Origin of the sequence: Kitasatospora sp. NPDC088548, from assembly GCF_044753005.1 — a bacterium.
GTDB lineage: Bacteria > Actinomycetota > Actinomycetes > Streptomycetales > Streptomycetaceae > Kitasatospora.
Genome location: NZ_JBIVMI010000016.1, coordinates 164869 through 185784 on the forward strand (window position 1 = coordinate 164869; position 20916 = coordinate 185784).

Annotated in this window: 15 protein-coding genes; 6 read left to right on the forward strand and 9 right to left on the reverse strand. The window is 72.4% G+C overall.

Annotated elements, in window-relative coordinates:
* Window positions 1–128: 128 nt before the first annotated feature.
* Genes ACIP82_RS21585 through ACIP82_RS21595 form a run of 3 tightly spaced genes read right to left on the reverse strand, consistent with a single transcriptional unit; the run spans window position 129 to window position 2884 of the window.
* Window positions 129–938 (reverse strand): amino acid ABC transporter ATP-binding protein, encoded by an 810-nt coding sequence (locus ACIP82_RS21585; protein WP_363604714.1) that lies wholly within the window; start codon window positions 936–938, stop codon window positions 129–131.
* Window positions 935–1909 (reverse strand): amino acid ABC transporter permease, encoded by a 975-nt coding sequence (locus tag ACIP82_RS21590; RefSeq protein ID WP_363604715.1) that lies wholly within the window; start codon window positions 1907–1909, stop codon window positions 935–937. Before ACIP82_RS21590 ends, ACIP82_RS21585 begins: the two co-directional genes overlap by 4 nt.
* A gap of 36 nt (window positions 1910–1945) precedes the next feature.
* Window positions 1946–2884 carry an ABC transporter substrate-binding protein gene (locus tag ACIP82_RS21595; protein ID WP_363604716.1) on the reverse strand — a complete coding sequence of 313 codons (939 nt, stop codon included), beginning with the start codon at window positions 2882–2884 and terminating at the stop codon, window positions 1946–1948.
* A gap of 988 nt (window positions 2885–3872) precedes the next feature.
* Between ACIP82_RS21595 and ACIP82_RS21600 the strand changes: the two genes are divergently transcribed.
* Together ACIP82_RS21600 and ACIP82_RS21605 are read left to right on the forward strand one after the other, a co-directional pair.
* Complete coding sequence (locus ACIP82_RS21600) at window positions 3873–5069, forward strand: NADP-dependent malic enzyme (protein WP_400655238.1); 1197 nt, start codon at window positions 3873–3875, stop codon at window positions 5067–5069.
* Window positions 5070–5341: 272 nt separating this feature from the next.
* Window positions 5342–6304, forward strand: a complete 963-nt coding sequence (locus tag ACIP82_RS21605; protein ID WP_363604718.1) for a zinc-binding dehydrogenase — start codon at window positions 5342–5344, stop codon at window positions 6302–6304.
* A gap of 90 nt (window positions 6305–6394) precedes the next feature.
* Here the strand turns inward: ACIP82_RS21605 and ACIP82_RS21610 are convergent, their stop codons facing one another.
* The 6 genes from ACIP82_RS21610 to ACIP82_RS21635 all read right to left on the reverse strand — a co-directional run bounded on the left by ACIP82_RS21610 (window position 6395) and on the right by ACIP82_RS21635 (window position 14953).
* Window positions 6395–7447, reverse strand: a complete 1053-nt coding sequence (locus ACIP82_RS21610; RefSeq protein ID WP_400655240.1) for a helix-turn-helix transcriptional regulator — start codon at window positions 7445–7447, stop codon at window positions 6395–6397.
* A 1-nt stretch (window position 7448) separates the two neighbouring features.
* Complete coding sequence (locus tag ACIP82_RS21615; protein WP_363604722.1) at window positions 7449–8348, reverse strand: DUF4097 family beta strand repeat-containing protein; 900 nt, start codon at window positions 8346–8348, stop codon at window positions 7449–7451.
* Window positions 8349–8556: 208 nt separating this feature from the next.
* On the reverse strand, window positions 8557–8736 hold the full coding sequence (locus ACIP82_RS21620; RefSeq protein ID WP_073926358.1) for a DUF6104 family protein: 180 nt from the start codon (window positions 8734–8736) through the stop codon (window positions 8557–8559).
* Between the two features lie 202 nt (window positions 8737–8938).
* Window positions 8939–12682: a multifunctional oxoglutarate decarboxylase/oxoglutarate dehydrogenase thiamine pyrophosphate-binding subunit/dihydrolipoyllysine-residue succinyltransferase subunit gene (locus ACIP82_RS21625; RefSeq protein ID WP_400655243.1), complete on the reverse strand. Its 3744-nt coding sequence runs from the start codon at window positions 12680–12682 to the stop codon at window positions 8939–8941.
* Between the two features lie 308 nt (window positions 12683–12990).
* Window positions 12991–14082 carry an ATP-binding protein gene (locus ACIP82_RS21630; RefSeq protein ID WP_363604726.1) on the reverse strand — a complete coding sequence of 364 codons (1092 nt, stop codon included), beginning with the start codon at window positions 14080–14082 and terminating at the stop codon, window positions 12991–12993.
* 133 nt (window positions 14083–14215) lie between these two features.
* Window positions 14216–14953, reverse strand: coding sequence for a response regulator transcription factor (locus ACIP82_RS21635; protein ID WP_400655246.1), 738 nt, complete (start codon window positions 14951–14953; stop codon window positions 14216–14218).
* Window positions 14954–15506: 553 nt separating this feature from the next.
* Between ACIP82_RS21635 and ACIP82_RS21640 the strand changes: the two genes are divergently transcribed.
* The 4 genes from ACIP82_RS21640 (at window position 15507) to ACIP82_RS21655 (ending at window position 20819) form a co-directional block, all read left to right on the forward strand.
* Entirely contained in the window at window positions 15507–16307 is an 801-nt protein-coding gene (locus ACIP82_RS21640) for a rhomboid-like protein (protein ID WP_400655248.1), read from the forward strand.
* A 145-nt stretch (window positions 16308–16452) separates the two neighbouring features.
* On the forward strand, window positions 16453–18879 hold the full coding sequence (lon, locus tag ACIP82_RS21645; protein ID WP_400655250.1) for an endopeptidase La: 2427 nt from the start codon (window positions 16453–16455) through the stop codon (window positions 18877–18879).
* 79 nt (window positions 18880–18958) lie between these two features.
* On the forward strand, window positions 18959–19480 hold the full coding sequence (locus ACIP82_RS21650; protein WP_400655252.1) for a GtrA family protein: 522 nt from the start codon (window positions 18959–18961) through the stop codon (window positions 19478–19480).
* A 124-nt stretch (window positions 19481–19604) separates the two neighbouring features.
* Window positions 19605–20819: an ROK family protein gene (locus ACIP82_RS21655; RefSeq protein ID WP_400655254.1), complete on the forward strand. Its 1215-nt coding sequence runs from the start codon at window positions 19605–19607 to the stop codon at window positions 20817–20819.
* Window positions 20820–20916: the final 97 nt, after the last annotated feature.

Consider the following 20916-nt stretch of genomic DNA (forward strand, 5'->3'; position numbering starts at 1 on the left):
TCCGGCGCCGCGCCCCCGGGTGGCCCTCCAACACGTGTACCGGGGGTGGGGCGCCCGCCAGCGTGCGGGGGGGGGGGGCGGGGGGGGCCCCCGCCGGGGGGGGCGGGGGGGCCCCCGACGGGAGCGTCCTAGAGCACCTTGGACAGGAACGCGCGGGTGCGCTCGTGCTGCGGGTCGGTGAGCACGTCGCGGGGGGTGCCGGACTCGACCACCACACCGCCGTCCATGAAGACCAGCGCGTCGCCGACCTCGCGGGCGAAGCCCATCTCGTGGGTGACGACGATCATCGTCATCCCCTCGTCGGCCAGACCGCGCATGACGTCCAGCACCTCGCCGACCAGCTCCGGGTCGAGCGCCGAGGTGGGCTCGTCGAAGAGCATCAGCTTGGGCTTCATGGCCAGCGCGCGGGCGATCGCGACGCGCTGCTGCTGTCCGCCGGAGAGCTGGGACGGATAGCTCTTCGCCTTGTCGGCCAGGCCGACCCGCTCCAGCAGGGCCATCGCCCGCTCCCTGGCGGACGCCTTGGCCTCCCTGCGGACCTGGACCGGCGCCTCGATGACGTTCTCCAGCGCGGTCATGTGCGGGAAGAGGTTGAAGCGCTGGAACACCATGCCGATGTCGCGCCGCTTGAGGGCGACCTCGCGGTCCTTGAGCTCGTGCAGCCGGTCGCCCTTCTGCCGGTAGCCCACCAGTTCGCCGTCCACCCAGAGGCGGCCGGCGTTGATCTTCTCCAGGTGGTTGATGCACCGCAGGAAGGTCGACTTGCCGGAGCCGGAGGGGCCGATCAGGCAGAACACCTCGCGCTGCTTGACCTCCAGGTCGATGCCCTTGAGCACCTCGACCAGGCCGTACGACTTGCGCACGCCCTCGGCCCTGACCATCGGGCCGTCGGTGCCGGCGTCGGCCGGGGTCGCGGGGGTCTTGGTCAGATCGGTCATACGTGGCCACCTCCCTCAAGGCCGGGAACCACGTCGTGCTTCCCGCTCGGCACGGGCTTGCCGGCGAACAGGCGGCGGAGCCGCTGGACCGGGGTCGGGGGGAGCGTCCGGTTGGTACCGCGGGCGTAGTGCCGCTCGATGTAGTACTGGCCGGTGGTGAGCAGCGAGGTCAGGAACAGGTACCAGACGGAGACCGCGATCAGCACCGGGATGGTCTGGAAGGTGCGCGAGAAGATGTTGTGGCCGGCCTGGTACAGCTCCTCCAGCGCGATGGCGCTCGCCAGCGAGGAGGTCTTGAGCATCGAGATGGTCTCGTTGCCGGTCGGCGGGATGATCACCCGCATGGCCTGCGGCAGGACGATCCGGCGCAGCGCGGCCGCGCGGCTCATGCCGAGCGCGTGGGCGGCCTCGGTCTGGCCCTCGTCCACCGACTGGAGGCCGCCGCGGACGATCTCCGCCATGTAGGCGGCCTCGTTGAGGCCGAGACCGAGCAGCGCCGCGGTGAAGACCGGGATCAGCGAGTTGGTCGACTCGGACCAGAACGCCGGCCCGAACGGGATGCCGAGCGACAGCTTGGGCCAGATCGCGGCGAGGAAGTTCCAGAAGACCAGCTGGACCAGTACGGGGGTGCCGCGGAAGATCCAGATGTAGAGCCAGGCGGTGCCGGAGAGCAGCGGGTTGGGCGAGAGCCGCATCACCGCGAGGACGACGCCGCCGATCACGCCCATCACCATGGCCAGCGCGGTCAGTTCGAGCGTGACGCCGACGCCGTGCAGGATCTGGTCGTTGAAGAGGGTGTCGCCCACGACGTCCCACTGGAAGGCGGGGTTGTTGATCAGGGCGTTGAGCAGCATCGCCAGGAGGACGACGATGACGACTGCTCCGGCCCAGCGTCCGGGGTGGCGGACCGGGACGGCCTTGATGGTCTCGGACCGTCCCGGTGTCACCTGCCCCTGGTCGGAAGTTTTCACGATGAGGTCGCCTCAGGGGGTGTGGTTCGGCGGAGGTCAGCTCTTGGCGGCGTTGATCTCGGACGTGCCGAGCGCGCCCGCCTCGACGCCCCACTTCTGCAGGATCTGCTTGTAGGTGCCGTCGGCGATCAGCGACTGGACGGCGCCCTGGACGGCCTTGGTCAGCCCGGAACCCTTCTCCAGGACGATGCCGTAGGGCGCGCTGTCGTAGGTGTCGCCGAGCTTCTCCAGCTGGCCGTTGGTCTGCTTGAGCGCGTAGTCGATCACCGGGGAGTCGGCCATCATGACCTGGTCGCGGCCGGCCACCAGGGCCTGGGTGACATCGGTCTGGAGCGAGAACTTGTCGCCGTCGCCGGGGATGGCGGGCTTGCCGTCCTTGGCGCAGTCGGGGTTGCGCGTGTCACGGACCTCGTCGGCCTGGGTGGTGCCGGTCTGGACGGCGACCTTCTTGCCGCAGAGGTCCTTGGGGTCGATCTTGTCCGGGTTGCCCTTCTTCACGGCGATCGCGCTGCCCGCGGTGAAGTAGGTGACCATGTCGACGGTCTGCTCGCGCTCCTTGGTGTCGGTGAAGGAGCTCATGCCGAGCTGGTACTTCTTGGCCGCGATACCCGGGATGATCGAGGTGAAGTCGGCGTTCTGCACGTCGGCGGTCAGGCCGAGCCGCTTGGCGACCGCGTTCGCCAGGTCGACGTCCATGCCGACGATGTTGCCCTTGTCGTCCTTGAACTCGTTGGGCGCGTAGGAGGCGTCGGCCGCGACGACCAGCTTGCCGGAGGACTTGACGTCGGCCGGCACGAGGGCGGCCAGCGCCGGGTCGGCGGTGACGGCGGCGACGCTGGCGCTCGGGTTGGCCGCGCCCGAACCGCCGGAGGCGGAGGAGGACTTGCTGCTGCCGCAGCCGGTCAGGACGAGCGAGACGGACGCGACTACCGCGCCGGCCGCGAGGAGGCGGGTGCGCTGGGTACGGGCGGTCATGGGGGATCTCCTCCTGAGGGAGAGGTCGGGCGGAGCGCGCCGCGGGGGCGCGGCGCACCGGGGCAGCAGGCCGTTCGGCGCTGTACCGGGTGTATTTCGCTGTGCGTCGTCGTACGGGCAGTGCCGGTCGTGCATGGCCTGGGCGGGGGTTCGCGCAGGGTGGTGCAGGGGACTGCTTCCGCCACCCTCCGCCGAGGTGGACGTTGACCGAACCGCCTCGACCAGTGGCCGGCTCGATCCGAGATGGGGGGAATCCTGCCATCTGACGACGGTCGGGTGGCCCTCATTCAGATCAAAATCGGATAACGAGGGTGCACCTTGTCCGCTATTCGGACGAATACCGTGTCCCTGTCACCCTCCGTATAGGTATGCGGTTTTCGCCGTGCCGTGCCGTGCCGTGCCGTGCCGTGCCGGGAGGGGCGGGGTGCTGCCGGAGCGCCGCGCAGGCGTACGCAGGCGTACGCGGGCGGAACGGGCGGTCCCGCCCTCCCGGCCTGCCGGGCCGGGTACCGGGTGTGTCAGAATTCGGTACCGGGAGACCCCCGATGCTCGAACCCAGACCGCCGAGTCGCGACAGGCTCGGGGTGCGCAGGAACGGAAGTCTCCGACGTCGACTCCGTATCCGAGGCACCGGCTCACCTCCGTGTCTGTGTTCACTCCCGCGGGTGTGGGTACTCGTTCGCCATTGCCGTCGCCGGGGCCCGGTGCCTCCGACGCCGGACGCCGTCAAGGTGGCTGTCGGCGAATGAAATGCACGTGACGAGGACGAAAAGGCATAGGTGCGATGCCGTCGTCCGGCCTACGCTCGGCCCGGAAGCACAGTGCCGACAAATTAAGACAGAACACCCTCATCCGAGGGCGCCGCCCCGACGGCAGCGCCCCGACCCCCGTTCCGGGTCCGCTTCGGCGTACCCGGTTTCCGGTTTCCGGCGGGGTCGTCCGCCCGTCGGTCACGCGTCCTCGCTGAACCAATGACGAAGAGGTCATCGTGGCAGCGGAGATCATCCACAGCAGCACCCAGGACACCGACGATCCGGTCGACGCCGTTTTCGCGCTCCACCGCGGCGGCAAGATGGAGATCCGGGCGACCGTCCCGGTGCGCGACGCGGACGACCTGTCCCTCGCCTACACCCCCGGTGTCGCACGGGTCTGCACGGCCATCGCCGAACAGCCCGAGCTCGTGAACGACTACACCTGGAAGTCCAACACGGTGGCCGTCGTCACCGACGGCACCGCCGTGCTCGGCCTCGGCGACATCGGCCCGGAGGCCTCGCTCCCCGTGATGGAGGGCAAGGCCATCCTGTTCAAGCAGTTCGGCGGGGTGGACGCCGTCCCGATCGCGCTCGCCTGCACCGACGTGGACGAGATCATCGAGACCGTCGTCCGGCTGTCGCCCTCCTTCGGCGGCGTCAACCTGGAGGACATCTCCGCCCCCCGCTGCTTCGAGATCGAGCGCCGGCTCCAGGAGGCCGTGGACATCCCGGTCTTCCACGACGACCAGCACGGCACCGCGATCGTCACCACCGCCGCGCTGTGGAACGCGGCCAAGATCACCGGCCGGGAGATCGGCTCCCTGCGCGCCGTCATCTCCGGCGCCGGCGCGGCCGGCATCGCCATCGCCAAGATGCTGCTGGCCGCCGGCATCGGCGATGTCGCGGTCTGCGACCGGCGCGGCGTGGTGTACGACGGCCGGGGCGACCTCACCGACGTCAAGGCCGAGATCGCCGCGCAGACCAACCGGGCCGGCCTCAAGGGCTCGCTGGCCGACGCGATGGCCGGCGCCGACGTCTTCATCGGCGTCTCCGGCGGCACCGTGCCGGAGGAGGTCGTCGCCACCATGGCCGAGGGCGCGTTCATCTTCGCGATGGCCAACCCCACCCCGGAGATCCACCCCGAGGTCGCGCACCGCTACGCGGCGGTCGTCGCCACCGGGCGCAGCGACTTCCCGAACCAGATCAACAACGTGCTGGCCTTCCCCGGCATCTTCGCGGGCGCCCTCCAGGTCCGGGCCGCCCGGATCACCGAGGGCATGAAGCTGGCCGCCGCCAAGGCGCTGGCCGGGGTGGTCGCCGACGAGCTGACCCCGCAGAAGGTGATCCCCTCGCCGTTCGACGAGCGGGTCGCCCCGGCCGTCACCAGGGCCGTCGCCGAGGCCGCCCGCGCCGAGGGCGTCGCCCGCCGCTGACCCGGCGTCAACGGCTCCCCGGGGCGCCCTTCGGCGCCCCCGGGGAGCCGAAGGGCGCCCCGCTGCCGAAAGCGACGAGCGACAAGCGAGGCACGAGCGCCGGAGTGAGGAGTGTCGGCGGCGGGTCCGAGCGCCCGGAGGCGACCCGGGGGAAAAGAGGGACACGAGCGCCGGAGTGAGGAGTGTCGGCAGCGGGTCCGAGCGCCCGGAGGCGACCCGGGGGGAGAAAAGAGGGCTACCGGGCCCCGCCCGTCGCGGCTATCGTCCGGACCATGTTTGCCGCCTACGCCGCACGAATCGACGCCGACGACCCGCTGAGCGGACTGGAGTCGGGTGAACTCCCGGAGCCGCAGGCCCGCCCCGGCTGGAGCCTGGTCACCGTCCGGGCCGCCAGCCTCAACCATCACGACCTCTGGTCGCTGCGCGGGGTCGGGCTGCCCGCCGAGCGGCTGCCGATGATCCTCGGCTGCGACGCCGCCGGTGTCGACGAGCACGGCAACGAGGTGGTCGTCCACTCGGTGATCGGCCAGACCGGCCACGGCGTGGGCCCGGACGAGCCGCGGTCCATCCTCACCGAGCGCTACCAGGGCACCTTCGCCCAGCAGGTGCTCGTCCCCACCTGGAACCTGCTGCCCAAGCCCGCCGAACTCAGCTTCGAGCAGGCTGCCTGCCTGCCCACCGCCTGGCTGACGGCCTATCGGATGCTGTTCACCAACGCCGGGGTCAAGCCGGGCGACACCGTCCTGGTGCAGGGCGCCGGCGGCGGCGTGGCGACCGCGCTGATCGTCCTCGGCAAGGCGGCCGGACTGCGGGTCTGGGTCACCGGCCGGGACGAGACCAGGCGCGACCGGGCGCTGGGACTCGGCGCGGACGCCGCCTTCGCGAGCGGCGCCCGGCTGCCCGAGCGGGTGGACGCGGTGATGGAGACGGTCGGCGCCGCCACCTGGGCGCACTCGGTGAAGTCGCTGCGCCCGGGCGGCACCGTGGTCATCTCCGGGGCCACCTCGGGAGCCAACCCGACCGCCACCGAGCTCAACCGGATCTTCTTCCTGGAGCTCAGGGTGGTCGGCTCGACCATGGGCAGCAAGGAGGAGCTGGCCGGGCTGCTCTCGCTCTGCGCCACCGCCGGTGTCCGGCCGGTGATCGACTCGGTGCTGCCGCTCACCGAGGCGCGGGACGGCTTCGCCCGGCTCGCCAAGGGCGACGTCTTCGGGAAGATCGTCCTCACGCCCTGACGGCCCGGCCCGACGCGACCCATGCGGCGGGCCCGGCACCTCCCCCGAGGAGTGCCGGGCCCGCCGCATCGGCCGTCGGCCGGTGGCGGGTCAGCCCAGCAGCCGCCGCAGCCGCTCGCCCGCCGCACCCAGCACCGAGCGGGCCTCGGCCAGCCGGTCGGCGCTCACCCCGCCGTCCCGGGCCGCGTCGCGCACCTGGTCGCGGAAGCGGTCGAGCAGCCGCTCCAGCTCCCGGGCCGGGTCACCGGCCGGGTCGGTCGCCGTCCACGCCGGCAGGTCGGCCGGTACGGCGGCGGGCCCGCCGGTGCCGTCCTTGTCGAGGTCGATCCGGGTGACGGTGACCTGCTCGGCGGCCTGCTCGCTCCGCTCCTCCGCCGAGTGGCCCCAGCGGGCCGCGTCGGCGAGCCCGGCCAGACCCCTGGTCAGCTCGGACAGCCCCTCGGCCAGCCCGGTCGGCCAGTCGCCGCGGGCCGCGTGGTCACGGACCTGCTGCTCGACCCGGCGCTTGATCCGCAGCGCCTCCTGCTGCGCCGCCGTCCGCGCCGCCCGGGACTGCTCGCGCAGCCGGCGGGCCTCCTCCTCGGCGGCCTTCGCCTTGGCCTTGGCCGCCTTCTCCTGCTCCTTGGCGCGCTTGGCCTGTTCCCGCGCCTGCTTCTTGAACTGGGTGAACTCCTCCTTGGCGCGCTGCCAGGCGTCCTTGTCCCCCCACGGTCCGGCCCACGGGTCCCCGCCCCCGGCCTGCTCCGGCGCCTCCTGCTGCGCCTTCTTCGCCGCGCTCCACAGCTCCTCGCGCAGGTCCTTGGCGCTGTCCCGGACGTCCTCGCGGATCGCCCCGGCGAGCTGGGCCACCGAGTCGCGGATCTCCAGCTCCAGCTCGTCCAGCTCGCCCTGGCGGGCCGCCAGCTCGGTGCGGCCCGCGTCGGTGAGCCGGTAGACCTTGCGACCGCCCTCGGTGCTGTGCGCGACCAGGCCCTCCTGCTCCAGCTTGGCGAGCCGCGGGTAGACGGTGCCGGCCGAGGGCGCGTACAGGCCCTGGAACCGTTCCTCCAGCAGGCGGATCACCTCGTAGCCGTGCCGGGGGGACTCGTCGAGCAGCTTCAGCAGGTAGAGCCGGAGCCGGCCGTGGCCGAAGACGGGGCTCATGTCATGCCTCCTTGGTGAGGTCGGGGCCGGCCGGGAGCTCCTTGACGACCACCGGGCCGTCCTCCTCGGTGTCGGGGCGGCGCAGCACGGTGACGGAGCCCGAGACGGTGGTCACCGCGAGGCTGCCCTTGCCGTCGCCGAGCTGGCCGGAGAGCCGCTTGGCGCCCCAGGTGCCGCCGACCTTGAGCTGCTCGAAGGTGCTGGAGATGTCGCCGCTGTTGGTGCCGGCCTCGACCTTGGTGTCGGCCAGCGAGGGCAGCCGGACGCCGACCGGGCCGCTGACCGTGGTGACCTTGATGTCGGTCGGGGTGGCCGCGTCGAGGTCCAGGGTGACCGCGCCGGTGACGGCGTTGGCCTGCACCCTGTCGGCGGTGCCGGCGACCACGGTGAGCTTGCCGGAGACGGTGTTCAGCCGGAGCTGTCCGGCCACCGACTGGGCGTCCACGTCGCCGGTGACGGTGTTGATGTCGGTCCGGCCGGCCAGGCCGACCAGGGTGGTGTCGCCGTTGGCGCTCTGCACCGAGACGTGCCCGGCGATGCCCGAGACGGTGGTGTCCGCCGAGACGGCGCCCACCTTGACCTCGGCGGCGGCCGGCACGGTCAGGGTGATCCCGGCCACCCGCTTGCGCTTGAACGAGGCGAAGAACCCCTTGACCGAGTCGACCGACTTGAGCACCTCACCGAACTCGCTCCAGCCGCTGATGTCCTTGTAGGTGACCGTCAGGACGCCGTCCACCAGGGTGACGTGCAGCGGTTCGCCCTTGAGCTCGGTGACCTCCAGGCGGGCCGGCCCCTCGGCCGCCACCACGTTCACCGTGCCGTCGATGATCCGCACGTGCAGCGCGCGGACCGCTTCGTCGATGGTGATCCTGTCGGGTCCCTCGACCGTCCACTGGCTCATCTCTGCCGCCTCCCGTTGCGACTCACGATGTATCGCGTTCTCTTTTAAAGACGATATATCGCGTGACGGTGAAGTCAAGCGCCCCGATCCCGGAGCCGGACCCGGATCCGCCCCCTAGGGGTGAAGGGCGAGGGGCGCAGCGCGAAGGGCCCGGGAGACGGTGGTCACCCGGGCCCTTCAGGCCCCTCGGCGGGGCGGTGTCAGCGGTCTACTCGTCGTCCTCGTCGTCGAGCCGGGCCAGCCAGGTGGCCAGCCGCTCGACCGGGATCTCGAAGTCGGGGTTGAGGTCGACGAACTCGCGCAGGCGCTCGGCCAGCCACTCGAAGGTGACCTCCTCGTCGCCGCGCCGGCTCGCCAGCTCCTCGATGCCGCGGTCGGTGAAGTACACGGTTCGCTCCGGTCAGACGGGAATTCGACCTGGTCAGGATAGACCCGGTTGGCCGTTGGCCCGCCAGGTGCCGAGGGTCACCCCGGCGGCCCCGGTGGTGGGGCCGGCGGCCTCCACGGCCGCGACCGCGGCGGCACCGCGAAACGGCCCGGGCCCCCGCGCGGTGTGCGCGGGGGCCCGGGCCGTTCGGCCTGACCGGGGGTCAGAGCGAGAAGATCTCCTCCAGGAGACCCTGCTGCTCGGCGGCGTGGCGCTTGGCCGAGCCGACCGCGGGGGCCGAGGAGGCCGTGCGGGCGACGCGGCGCAGGCGCGAGTCGCCGGCGCTGCGGCCGATGACGACCTCCAGGTGGTCGACCAGGTTCATCGCGATGAACGGCCAGGCACCCTGGTTCGCCGGCTCCTCCTGCGCCCAGATGAACTGGACGTCGTCGCCGTAGCGGCTCAGCTCCTCCTGGAGCTCGGCCACCGGCAGCGGGTAGAGGCGCTCGACCCGGACGATCGCGGTGTCGGTGATCCCGCGCTCGGCACGGGCCGCCTCGACGTCGTAGTAGAACTTGCCCGCGGTGATGACCACCTTGCGGACCTGCGACGGGTCGACGGTGGTGTCACCGATGACCGGGCGGAACGAGCCGGAGAGGAACTCCTCCGTGGCACTCGCCGCGGCCTTCAGACGCAGCATCGACTTCGGGGTGAAGACGACCAGCGGCTTGTGGTGCGGGTTGTGCGCCTGCCAGCGCAGCAGGTGGAAGTAGTTCGACGGCAGGGTCGGCATGGCGACCGTCATGTTGTTCTGCGCGCACAGCTGCAGGAAGCGCTCCGGGCGGGCGGACGAGTGGTCCGGGCCCTGGCCCTCGTAGCCGTGCGGCAGCAGCAGGGTGACGCCGGAGTGCTGGCCCCACTTCTGCTCGGCGGAGGCGATGTACTCGTCCACCACGGTCTGCGCGCCGTTGACGAAGTCGCCGAACTGCGCCTCCCACATGACCAGCGCGTTCGGGCGGGTCAGCGAGTAGCCGTACTCGAAGCCCATCGCCGCGTACTCGGACAGCAGGCTGTCGTACACGGTGTAGCGGGCCTGGTCCTCGGTCAGGTACAGCAGCGGGGTGTAGTCCTCGCCGCTGACCCGGTCGATCAGCACCGCGTGGCGCTGGCCGAAGGTGCCGCGGCGGCTGTCCTGGCCGGCCAGGCGGACCGGGTGGCCCTCCATCAGCAGCGAGCCGATGGCGAGGGTCTCGCCCATCGCCCAGTCGATGGTGTTGTCCTCGACCGAGCCGGCGCGGCGCTGCAGCTGCGGCAGCAGTCGCGGGTGGACGGTCAGCCAGTCCGGCAGGTTGACCTGCGAGGCGGCGATCCGCTTGACCATCTCCTGGGAGATGCCGGTCTGGATGCTGACCGGGAAGTCGGCCTGCGGCGTGCCGACGGCGGCCGGGGCCGGCGTCTGGGCGGCGTCGCGGACCTCGGCGAAGACCTTCTCCAGCTGGCCCTGGAAGTCCTGGAGCGCCTGCTCCGCCTCTTCCATGGTGATGTCGCCGCGACCGATCAGGCCCTCGGTGTACAGCTTGCGCACCGAGCGCTTCTTGTCGATCAGGTCGTACATCAGCGGCTGGGTGAACGACGGGTTGTCGGCCTCGTTGTGACCGCGGCGGCGGTAGCAGATGAGGTCGATCACGACGTCCTTGTGGAACGCCTGACGGAACTCGAAGGCGAGCCGCGCGACGCGGACCACGGCCTCCGGGTCGTCGCCGTTCACGTGGAAGATCGGGGCCTCGATCATCCGGGCCACGTCGGTGCAGTACATCGAGGAGCGCGAGGAGGCCGGGGCGGCGGTGAAGCCGACCTGGTTGTTCACCACGATGTGCACGGTGCCGCCGGTGCGGTAGCCGCGCAGCTGCGACATGTTCAGGGTCTCCGCGACGACGCCCTGGCCGGCGAAGGCCGCGTCGCCGTGGATCTGGATCGGCAGCACCGGGAAGGTGGTGCCGCCCTGGTCCAGGATGTCCTGCTTGGCGCGGGCGATGCCCTCGACGACCGGGTCCACGGCCTCCAGGTGGGAGGGGTTCGCGGCGAGCGAGACCTTGATGGTCTCGCCGTCCAGGCCGGTGAAGGTGCCCTCGGAGCCGAGGTGGTACTTCACGTCGCCGGAGCCGTGCATCGATTTCGGGTCGAGGTTGCCCTCGAACTCGCCGAAGATCTTGCCGTACGGCTTGCCGACGATGTTGGCCAGCACGTTCAGACGGCCGCGGTGGGCCATGCCGATCACGGTCTCGTCGAGGCGGTGCTCGGCGGCCGCGTCGATCGTGGCGTCCAGCAGCGGGATGAGCGACTCGCCGCCCTCCAGCGAGAAGCGCTTCTGCCCGACGTACTTGGTCTGCAGGAAGGTCTCGAAGGCCTCGGCCGAGTTCAGCCGGCGCAGGATGCGCAGCTGCTCCTCGCGCTCCGGCTTGGTGTACGGCTTCTCCAGGCGCTCCTGCAGCCACTTGCGCTGCGCCGGGTCCTGGATGTGCATGTACTCGATACCGACGGTGCGGCAGTACGTGTTGCGCAGCAGGCCGAGGATGTCGCGGAGCTTCATCATCCGCTGGCCGCCGAAGCCGCCGACCGCGAACTCGCGCTCCAGGTCCCACAGGGTGAGGCCGTGGGTGGTGACGTCCAGGTCGGGGTGCTTGCGCTGCTTGTACTCCAGCGGGTCGGTGTCGGCCATCAGGTGGCCGCGGACCCGGTAGGAGTGGATCAGCTCCATGACGCGCGCGGTCTTGTTGACCTCGTCGTCGTGGGTGGTGGCGACGTCGGTGGCCCAGCGGACCGGCTCGTACGGGATCCGCAGCGACTCGAAGATCTCGTCGTAGAAGCCGTTCTCGCCGAGCAGCAGCCGGTGGATCTCGCGCAGGAACTCGCCGGACGCCGCGCCCTGGATGACGCGGTGGTCGTAGGTCGAGGTCAGCGTCATGATCTTGGAGACGCCGAGGCGGGACAGGGTCTCCGGGGCGGAGCCCTGGAACTCGGCCGGGTACTCCATGGCGCCGACGCCGACGATGGTGCCCTGGTTCTGCATCAGGCGCGGCACGGAGTGCACGGTGCCGATGCCGCCGGGGTTGGTCAGCGAGACCGTGACGCCGGTGAAGTCGTCCATGGTCAGCTTGTTGGCGCGGGCCCGGCGGACGATGTCCTCGTAGGCCTGCCAGAAGCCGAAGAAGTCGAGGGTCTCGGCCTTCTTGATGGCCGCGACGACGAGCTGGCGGTCGCCGTTGGGCTTGACCAGGTCGATGGCCAGGCCCAGGTTCACGTGCTCGGGCTTGACCAGGAAGGCCTTGCCGTTCTCCACCTTGTAGCTGTGGTTCATGCCCGGCGAGGCCTTGACGGCCTGGACCAGGGCGTAACCGATCAGGTGGGTGAAGGAGACCTTGCCGCCGCGGGCGCGCTGCAGGTGGTTGTTGATGACAATGCGGTTGTCGATCAGCAGCTTGGCGGGCACCGCGCGGACGGACGTCGCGGTCGGCACCTCCAGCGAGGCGTCCATGTTGGTGGCGACGGCCTTGGCCGGGCCGCGCAGCTGGACGAGCTCGGGGCCCGCCGTGGCGGCCGGCGCGGCCGGAGCCGGGGCGGCGACCTTGGGGGCCGGCGGCGCGGCGGGGGCTGCGGCGAGCGGCGCGGGAGCCGGAGCCGGGGCCGCCGGGGCGGTCGCGGGTGCGGCCGGCGCGGCGGGAGCGGCAGCGGCGGGCGCGGGGGCGGCAACGGGAGTCGGCGTGGTGCCGACCGGGGTCGCGGCCTGGGTCACTGGGGTCACCTCGGTACCGGGCTTGTAGTCGGCGAAAAAGTCCCACCAGGCTCGGTCGACCGAGTTCGGGTCCTGGAGGTACTGCTGGTAGATCTCATCGACGAGCCACTCATTGGGGCCGAAGCCAGTGGAACTTGCCGAGCTATTGGGGGTTTCAGGGGACTGTGGCGACACGGCGGCAACCGCCCTCTTCCGCTTCCTTTTGGGATGTTTGGACAGCGGGGATTAAGGCTACGCCCCTGACCAGTGATCGCGCAGTCCCCGGGGCTCAGGCGTCGCCCAGATCACAGTGCTGACCTGCAGTTTGGCTGAAAATGTGCGTTAGAAAGCCGCATCGGAGGGGAAGCGATCACGGTCGATCAGTGCACATATCTGGACGAAACCGGACAAAGCATCCCGGAAGCACTGAATGATCTTCGTGTACGTCTGTGTCCGTCCTGTGACATGACGGCGAAGTCCGTCCGACGCGAATGCGACGAGGCTCACCGCGGACCGGGCAGCCGGACCTCGATCCGGCAGCCGCGGGCGGCCTCGGCCACCTCGATCCGGCCGCCGTGCAGATCCACCGCCCAGCGGGCGATGGCCAGCCCCAGACCGGTGCCGCCGTCGGCGCCGGGCCCCTGGGCGGTGGCGGTGCCGCTGCGGCTGAACCGCTCGAACACCCGGGTCCGGTCGGCCGGCGGGATGCCCGGGCCCTCGTCCTCGACCTCCAGCAGCAGGGCGCCCGGCTCGGCGCCGGGCCGGGCCCGGACCGTCACGGTGCCGCCGGGCGGGGAGTGCTTGCAGGCGTTGTCGACCAGGTTGGCGACCACCTGGTGGAGCCGCTCCGGGTCGGCGACGCCGGTCAGGCCTGCCGGGCTGACCTCCAGCGCGAGCCGGACGTCCCCGCGCCGGGAGAACGCCCCGCCCGCCGTCGCGCCGTCCACGGTGACCCCGCGCAGTACGCCGTCCAGGAACTCGCGCACCTCGAAGGAGCGCGCGTCCAGGTCGACCACCCCGTCGTCGATCTTGGAGAGGTCGAGCAGATGGGTGACCAGCCGGCCGAGCCGCTCGGTCTGCTCCAGCGCGGCACCCAGGGTCGCCGGGTTCGGCTGGACGACGCCGTCGACGACGTTCTCCAGCACGGCGCGCAGCGCGGCGATGGGCGTGCGCAGCTCGTGCGAGACGTTGGCGACCAGTTCGCGGCGGTGGCGGTCGGCGGCCTCCAGGTCGGCCGCCATCAGGTTGAAGGCGGCCGCCAGCTCGCCGATCTCGTCGCGCGAGTTCACCTCGACCCGGCGGCTGTAGTCGCCGGAGGCCATCGCGCGGGCGGCGGCCGTCATGTCGCGCAGCGGGGCGGTCAGCCCGTGCGCGAGGAACTGCATGAAGAGCAGCGAGGCGATCATGGAGAAGACCATGATGATCCGGATCTGGGTCTCGGACCGGATGGCCACCACCACCATGCCGGTGGCGAGGAAGACCGAGACGATCACCAGCAGGGCGAGTTTGCCCTTGATGGAGCGGACCGGGTCGAGCGGCCGGATGTCGGCCCAGACCCGGCGGGCGGCGCGGGCGGCCAGGGTGGGCTGCCGCATGCCGGCGGTGTCCCCGTCGCGTTGCTGTGGAAAGGTCATTGGTCCCCTGTGCTTCCCCCGTGTGTGCTCCCCCCGCGCGGTTCGCGCGGCGGTCCGGGATGCGGGCCCCCCGGAGGCCCGGTGCCCGGTGACCCTAGGGGTGCGGGGCCTCCAGGGCGTATCCGACGCCGTGGACGGTGCGGATCCAGCTGGCGCCGATCTTCCGGCGCAGCGCCTTGACGTGGCTGTCGACGGTGCGGGTGCCGGAGGCGTCCGTCCAGTCCCAGACCTCGGCCAGCAGCTGCTCGCGGGTGAGCACCGCGCGCGGCTGGGCGGCCAGGCAGGCGAGCAGGTCGAACTCGGTCGGCGTCAGGTGGACGTCGCCCGAGGCCAGCCGGACCCGGCGCTGCACATGGTCGATCTCCAGCTCGCCGAAGCGCAGGCTGCCGAGCGCCGGCGTCCTGGCCGCCTGCTGGGCGCGCTCGACGCGACGCAGCAGCACGTTGACCCGGGCCGCCAGCTCGCGCATGGAGAACGGCTTGGTCATGTAGTCGTCCGCGCCGACGCCGAGGCCGACCAGCAGGTCCGTCTCGTCGTCCCGCGCGGTCAGCATCAGCACCGGGACCGGGCGCTGGGCCTGGATCCGGCGGCACACCTCCAGGCCGTCGAAGCCGGGCAGCATGATGTCGAGCACCACCAGGTCCGGCTGCCAGGTGTGGAAGCCGTCGACGGCGCCCGGGCCGTCGTGGGCGACGGCGACCTTGAAGCCCTCCGCGCCCAGGCGGGCCGCGATCGACTCGGCGATCGTCGGTTCGTCCTCCACCACCAGCACTCTGCGCTGGCTGCTCACCGTGCCGCCGCTGTTGGTGTTGTCCTGCTGAATTTCTGTCACGGTCACGCCACCGCCCCCAGGGCTGCGGGCCGGCCACCGATGGGGATGGCGGGGCTCCGCTCGTAGTCTTGTTCCGTCGTGGACTGTGCCGGGTCCGCCGTCCCGTCGCGCGCGGGGACCGGAGGGCGGGTGTCGACCGCCCACCTGTCCCGCACACTTCGCAGCGTACGGACAGCGGGTGCCTCCCGGCAGGTGGACCGGACGTTTCCGGCCCGTGGGCCGGCCGTCGGGGCCGTCCGCGGACCCACTCGCAAGTGGGCACGGGCCGATACCTTACCCGGCGATTTTTCACTCCGTAACGGTACGTATGCACCCGGGTTGACGTTGAGACGCCGGTCAGGACCCGTGCCGGCGCGTGAACGGAGAGAAGGTCTGGACCAATCCCGGGTGACGGGCGACCCCGGGCCCGGTGATCCTCACGGGGTTTTCCCAGCGGGCTCCCAGAACCTCGACGTACCGTGGTCACGAGATTGCCGAGGGTGGGATTTCCGGCGCGCGCCGGTACGTTGGCACCGGGTGTGAACCGGTGTCTGCGGATCTGAGCGGAGGCGGCATGGCGGAGTGGCGGCAGGGTGCGGTACCGGCCCGCTCCCGCCCGGCGCCGCCCGCCGGGCCGCCGTACGGCCTGCTGCGGCACGGCCTGCGGGCCGGGGTGGCCGAGTGGGTGCTGACCCGGGTGCCGACGCCGCGGCGCAACCCTTTCGCGCTCGGCTACCTGGCCGCGGTCGGGGCCACCACCACCTTCGCCAGGCTCGCCGATCCGGAGCTGGTGCTGCGCCTCCAGGAGGCGTCCAGTTCGGACGGGCACAACCTGTTGCACCACCCCGTGCGCGCGCTGCTCTTCAGTGGCTTCTGGGTGGCGGGGCCGATCTGGATGCCCTACCTGTGGGCGTTCGCCTTCACCGTCGCGCCGCTGGAGCGCCGGGTCGGGGCGGCCCGGGCGGCGGCGGTGTTCGCGATCGGGCACATCACCGCCACGGTGCTCTCCCAGGCGGTGGTGATCACCGCCGTGGCGACCGGCCGGATGGAGTCCGAGGCGATGAACTACCTGGACATCGGCGTCAGCTACGGCGTGCTGGCCAGCCTCGGCGCGCTGGCCGGGCTGCTGCCGCCGCGCGGGCGGCTGCTGGCGCTGGGCGGCGTCGGAGCGATGATCGCCGACCAGATCCTCACCGACCGGGACCTGGTCACCGGGATCGGCCACCCGGTCGCGGTGCTCGCCGGGGTGGTGCTCTGGCGCTGGCTCCGGCGGGACGGGGGCGGCAGGCTGCGGCCGCGCCGGCTGCGTACGCCGGCCGCCTCCGCGGCCTCCGCCTCCGGGCCCGGCGGGGCCGCGGTGCTGGACCGCGGGTAGCCCCGCGCGGGGCCTGGGCCAGGCGTTTTTGACAGCCCGGGCCGCGGCCTTCCCTGTTCGCTCACGGCGAACAAGGCCTCGGGAACATCCGGTGCCCGCGAAACCTTAGTCAGGTCAACTCAAGTTCGCTGACTGGGGAGAGATCATGGCATCGACGTCCACACCGCTCACCCTGCCCGTGCTGCCGCTCGACGACGAGGTCGTGCTCCCGGGCATGGTCGTCCCGCTGGAGCTCAAGGACACCGAGGTGCGCGCCGCCGTCGAGGCCGCCCGGGCGGCGGCCACCGGCACCGGCAAGCCCCAGGTCCTGCTGGTCCCGCGGGTGGACGGCTCGTACGCGGCGGTCGGCACCCTCGCCACCGTCGAGCAGGTCGGCCGGCTGGCCGACGGGGATCCGGCGGCGCTGGTCCGCGCCGTCCGCCGGGCCCGGATCGGCGTCGGCACCACCGGTCCCGGCGCCGCCCTCTGGGTGGAGACCACGCCGTTCCGGGAGTCCTCGGCCGGCACCCCGGTGGCCGGGCGCGCCGCCGAGCTGGTCAAGGAGTACAAGACGCTCTCCACCCAGTGGCTGCGCAAGCGCGGCGCCTGGCAGATCGTCGACCGGGTCGCCCAGATCGAGGGCGTCGGCGAGCTGGCGGACAACATCGGCTACGCCCCCTTCGCCACCGCCGAGCAGAAGCTCAAGGTGCTGCTGGAGGCGGACCAGGTGGCCCGGCTGGAGTACGCGCTCGGCCTGCTGCGCGACCACCTCGCCGAGGAGGAGGTCAACGACACCATCCGCAAGGACGTCGAGGAGGGCGTCGCCAAGCAGCAGAAGGAGTTCCTGCTCCGCCGGCAGCTGGAGGCGGTCCGCAAGGAGCTGGCCGAGCTGAACGGCGACCCGGCGGACGAGGAGGGCGACTACCGCGCCCGGGTCGAGGCCGCGGACCTGCCCGGGAAGGTCCGCGAGGCGGCCCTCAAGGAGGTCGACAAGCTGGAGCGCTCCTCCGACCAGTCGCCCGAGGGCTCCTGGATCCGCACCTGGCTGGACACCGTCCTGGAGCTGCCCTGGAACGAGCGCACCGAGGACGCCTACGACATCGCCGGCGCCCGTGCGGTGCTGGACGCCGACCACTCCGGCCTGGCCGACGTCAAGGACCGCATCGTCGAGTACCTGGCGGTGCGCAAGCGCCGGGCCGACCAGCGGACCGGGCCGGCCGCGAGCCCCCAGGAGCAGCCGGGTGGCGGCGCGCGCCGGGCGGGCGGGGGCGCGGTGCTGGCGCTGGTCGGCCCGCCCGGCGTCGGCAAGACCTCGCTCGGCGAGTCGGTGGCCCGCGCCATGGGCCGGAGGTTCGTCCGGGTCGCGCTCGGCGGTGTCCGGGACGAGGCGGAGATCCGCGGTCACCGGCGCACCTACGTCGGCGCGCTGCCCGGCCGTCTGGTGCGCGCCATCAAGGAGGCCGGCTCGATGAACCCGGTCGTCCTGCTGGACGAGATCGACAAGGTCGGCTCCGACTTCCGGGGCGACCCGGCGGCCGCCCTCCTGGAGGTGCTCGACCCGGCGCAGAACCACACCTTCCGCGACCACTACCTGGAGGTCGAGCTGGACCTCTCGGACGTGGTCTTCCTCGCCACCGCCAATGTGCTGGAGGCCATCCCCGGGCCGCTGCTCGACCGGATGGAGCTGGTCCGCCTGGACGGCTACACCGAGGACGAGAAGGTCGTCATCGCCCGGGACCACCTGCTCCCGCGCCAGCTGGAGCAGGCCGGGCTGAAGGACGGCGAGGTCACCGTCGACGAGGAGGCGCTGCGCCGGCTGGCCGGCGAGTACACCCGCGAGGCCGGCGTCCGGAACCTGGAACGCTCGATCGCCCGGGTGCTGCGCAGGATCGCCACACAGAGCGAGCTGGGCGAGCGGGAGCTGCCCGCCACGATCGGCGCGGGCGACCTGCGCGCCCTGATCGGCCGCCCGCACCACGTGCCCGAGGCGGCCCAGGAGCCGGCCGAGCGGCGCACCGCCGTCCCCGGCGTGGCCACCGGCCTCGCGGTCACCGGCGCCGGCGGCGACGTCCTCTTCATCGAGGCGTCGCTCGCCGACGCCGAGACCGGCGGCACCGGGCTCACCCTGACCGGGCAGCTGGGCGACGTGATGAAGGAGTCCGCGCACATCGCGCTCTCCTACCTGCGCTCGCGCGGCGCCGAGCTGGAGCTGCCGGTCACCTCGCTGCGCGACCGCGGCGTGCACCTGCACGTCCCCGCCGGGGCCGTCCCCAAGGACGGGCCGAGCGCCGGCATCACCATGACCACCGCGCTGGCCTCGCTGCTCTCCGGCCGCAAGGTGCGCACCGACGTGGCGATGACGGGCGAGGTGTCGCTGACCGGGCGGGTGCTGCCGATCGGCGGGGTGAAGCAGAAGCTGCTCGCCGCCGACCGGGCCGGGGTCACCACGGTGATCATCCCCAAGCGGAACGAGGCCGATCTGGACGACGTCCCGGCCGAGGTGCTGGAGCGGCTCACCGTCCACCCGGTCGCGGACGTCCGGGAGGTGCTGAGGCTGGCCCTGGAGCCGGCCGAGGTGCTGGTCGCCGCCTGACGGTGGGCAGCGGTCCGGGCGTCACCCGGCCCGGCCGCCGGACGGGAGGGGGCGGCAGACCTCGTGCCAGACTGCGAGGATGCCGTCCCCCACGCAGCGAGCCCTGGCCAGGGTGCCGGCCCGTCTGCGCCCGTTCCTGGTCAGGCACCGCAGGCTGGTGAAGGTCCTGCTGGTCGGGGCCTCCTGCTTCGTGCTGACGACGGTGATCAACTTCTCGCTGAAGTTCACCCTGCTGGAGCGGAAACCGGTGGTGGCGCTCACCATCGCGACCGTGGCCGCCACGGCGGTCTCCTACGTGCTGAACCGCCGGTGGTCCTTCCGGGCGGTCGGGCGCCGACGCGAGGCCGCACTGTTCTTCCTGGTCAGCGTGGTGGCGATCGTCGTCAACGACATCCCGCTGATCCTCTCGCGCTACCTCCTGGAGCTGCGCGAGCCCCAGGTGAGCGCCCTCACCCAGGAGGTGGCCGACTTCCTCAGCGGGATGGTCGTCGGCACCTTCGTCGCGATGCTGTTCCGCTTCTGGGCGATGCAGCGCTGGGTCTTCACCCGCCTCGCCCAGCCCGTCGCCCGGATGGAGCAGCAGCCCCAGCGGACCTCGTGACGGTGGCCCGGAGCGGCCCCTCCGCGCCCGGCCGACCGCTCCGGGCCACCGGGGCCAAACGCGATTACGCTGCAAACGTCCGGCCCCATGGGCACGGTGCGCGGCAGTCGAGCGGGTGAGGGCGATGCGCGAGACGGACGGTCCCCGGACCGGACCCGCCAGCCAGCAGGGCATGCGCCGGGCCAATCTGGCGCTGGTGCTCGGCGCGATCGCGCGCTCCCCGCGCTCCCGGGCCGAGGCGGCCGCGGAGACCGGGCTGACCAGGGCGGCCGTCTCCTCGCTCGCCGAAGAGCTGATCGCCGCCGGTCTGGTGGTCGAGGAGGGCACGGCCACGTCCAGCGGCAAGGTCGGCCGACCCGGTACCGCGCTGGGCCTCAACCCGCGGGGGCCGGGCGGCATCGGCGCCGAGATCGGCGTGGAGCACCTCGGCGCCTGCGTGGTCGACCTGCGCGGCGAGGTCCGCGCCTGGCGCCGCCAGGAGATCCGCAACCGCGGCCGGCGGCCCGCCGCCGTGATGGCCGACCTCGCCGAGCTGCTGCGCCGGGCCGCCGACGACGCGGGGCTGCGCCCGGCCGGGCTCGCGCTGGCCGTCCCCGGTCTGGTCGGTGCCGGGGGCGGGGTGCTCCAGCGGGCCGCCAACCTGGGCTGGCAGGACGTGCCGATCGCGGCCGAGCTGCGGCTCGCGCTGCGGGCGGCCAACGCGGAGCAACTGGCCGAGCTGCCGGTGGACGCGGACAACGAGGCCAACCTCGGCGGGCTCGCCGAACTCTGGCTGGGCGGCGGACCCGACCACTTCCTGCACGTCTCGGCCGAGGCCGGCGTCGGCGCGGCGATCGTGATCGGCGGCCGGCTGCTGCGCGGGGCACGCGGTTACGCGGGCGAGCTGGGCCATGTGCCGGTCCACCCGGACGGACCCCGCTGCGCCTGCGGGGCGTACGGCTGTCTGGAGCAGTACGCGGGGGAGGCGGCGGTGCTGCGGGCGGCCGGTCTGGAGGGGGTCCGGGGCGACTGGGTGGCGCTGCTCGCCGAACGGGCCGAGGCCGGGGACGAGGAGGTGCGCGCCGCGCTGGCCGGGGCCGGGACGGCGCTGGGCATCGCCTCGGCCGGGGCGGTCAACCTGCTCGACCCGGCCGAGGTGGTGCTGGGCGGCGGCTACGCCCAGCTGGCGCCCTGGCTGCTGCCGTCGATGCGCGCCGAGCTGGCGGCCCGGGTGACCGTCCGCCCCTGGTCGGAGGACCGGCTGACGGTCTCCCGGCTGGGCCGCCGCGGCCCGCTGCTGGGGGCCGCGGTCGGCGTGGTGCGGGCGATCGTCGCGGACCCGGGCCGTCTGACGGACTAGGGCCAATGCCGGTGACTTAATTCGTGTCTCGCTTGGTGATCGTGACGGTGGCTGGTTGGGGTGGTGGCCAGTTGCGGTGTTGGGCGCGTTTGAGGGG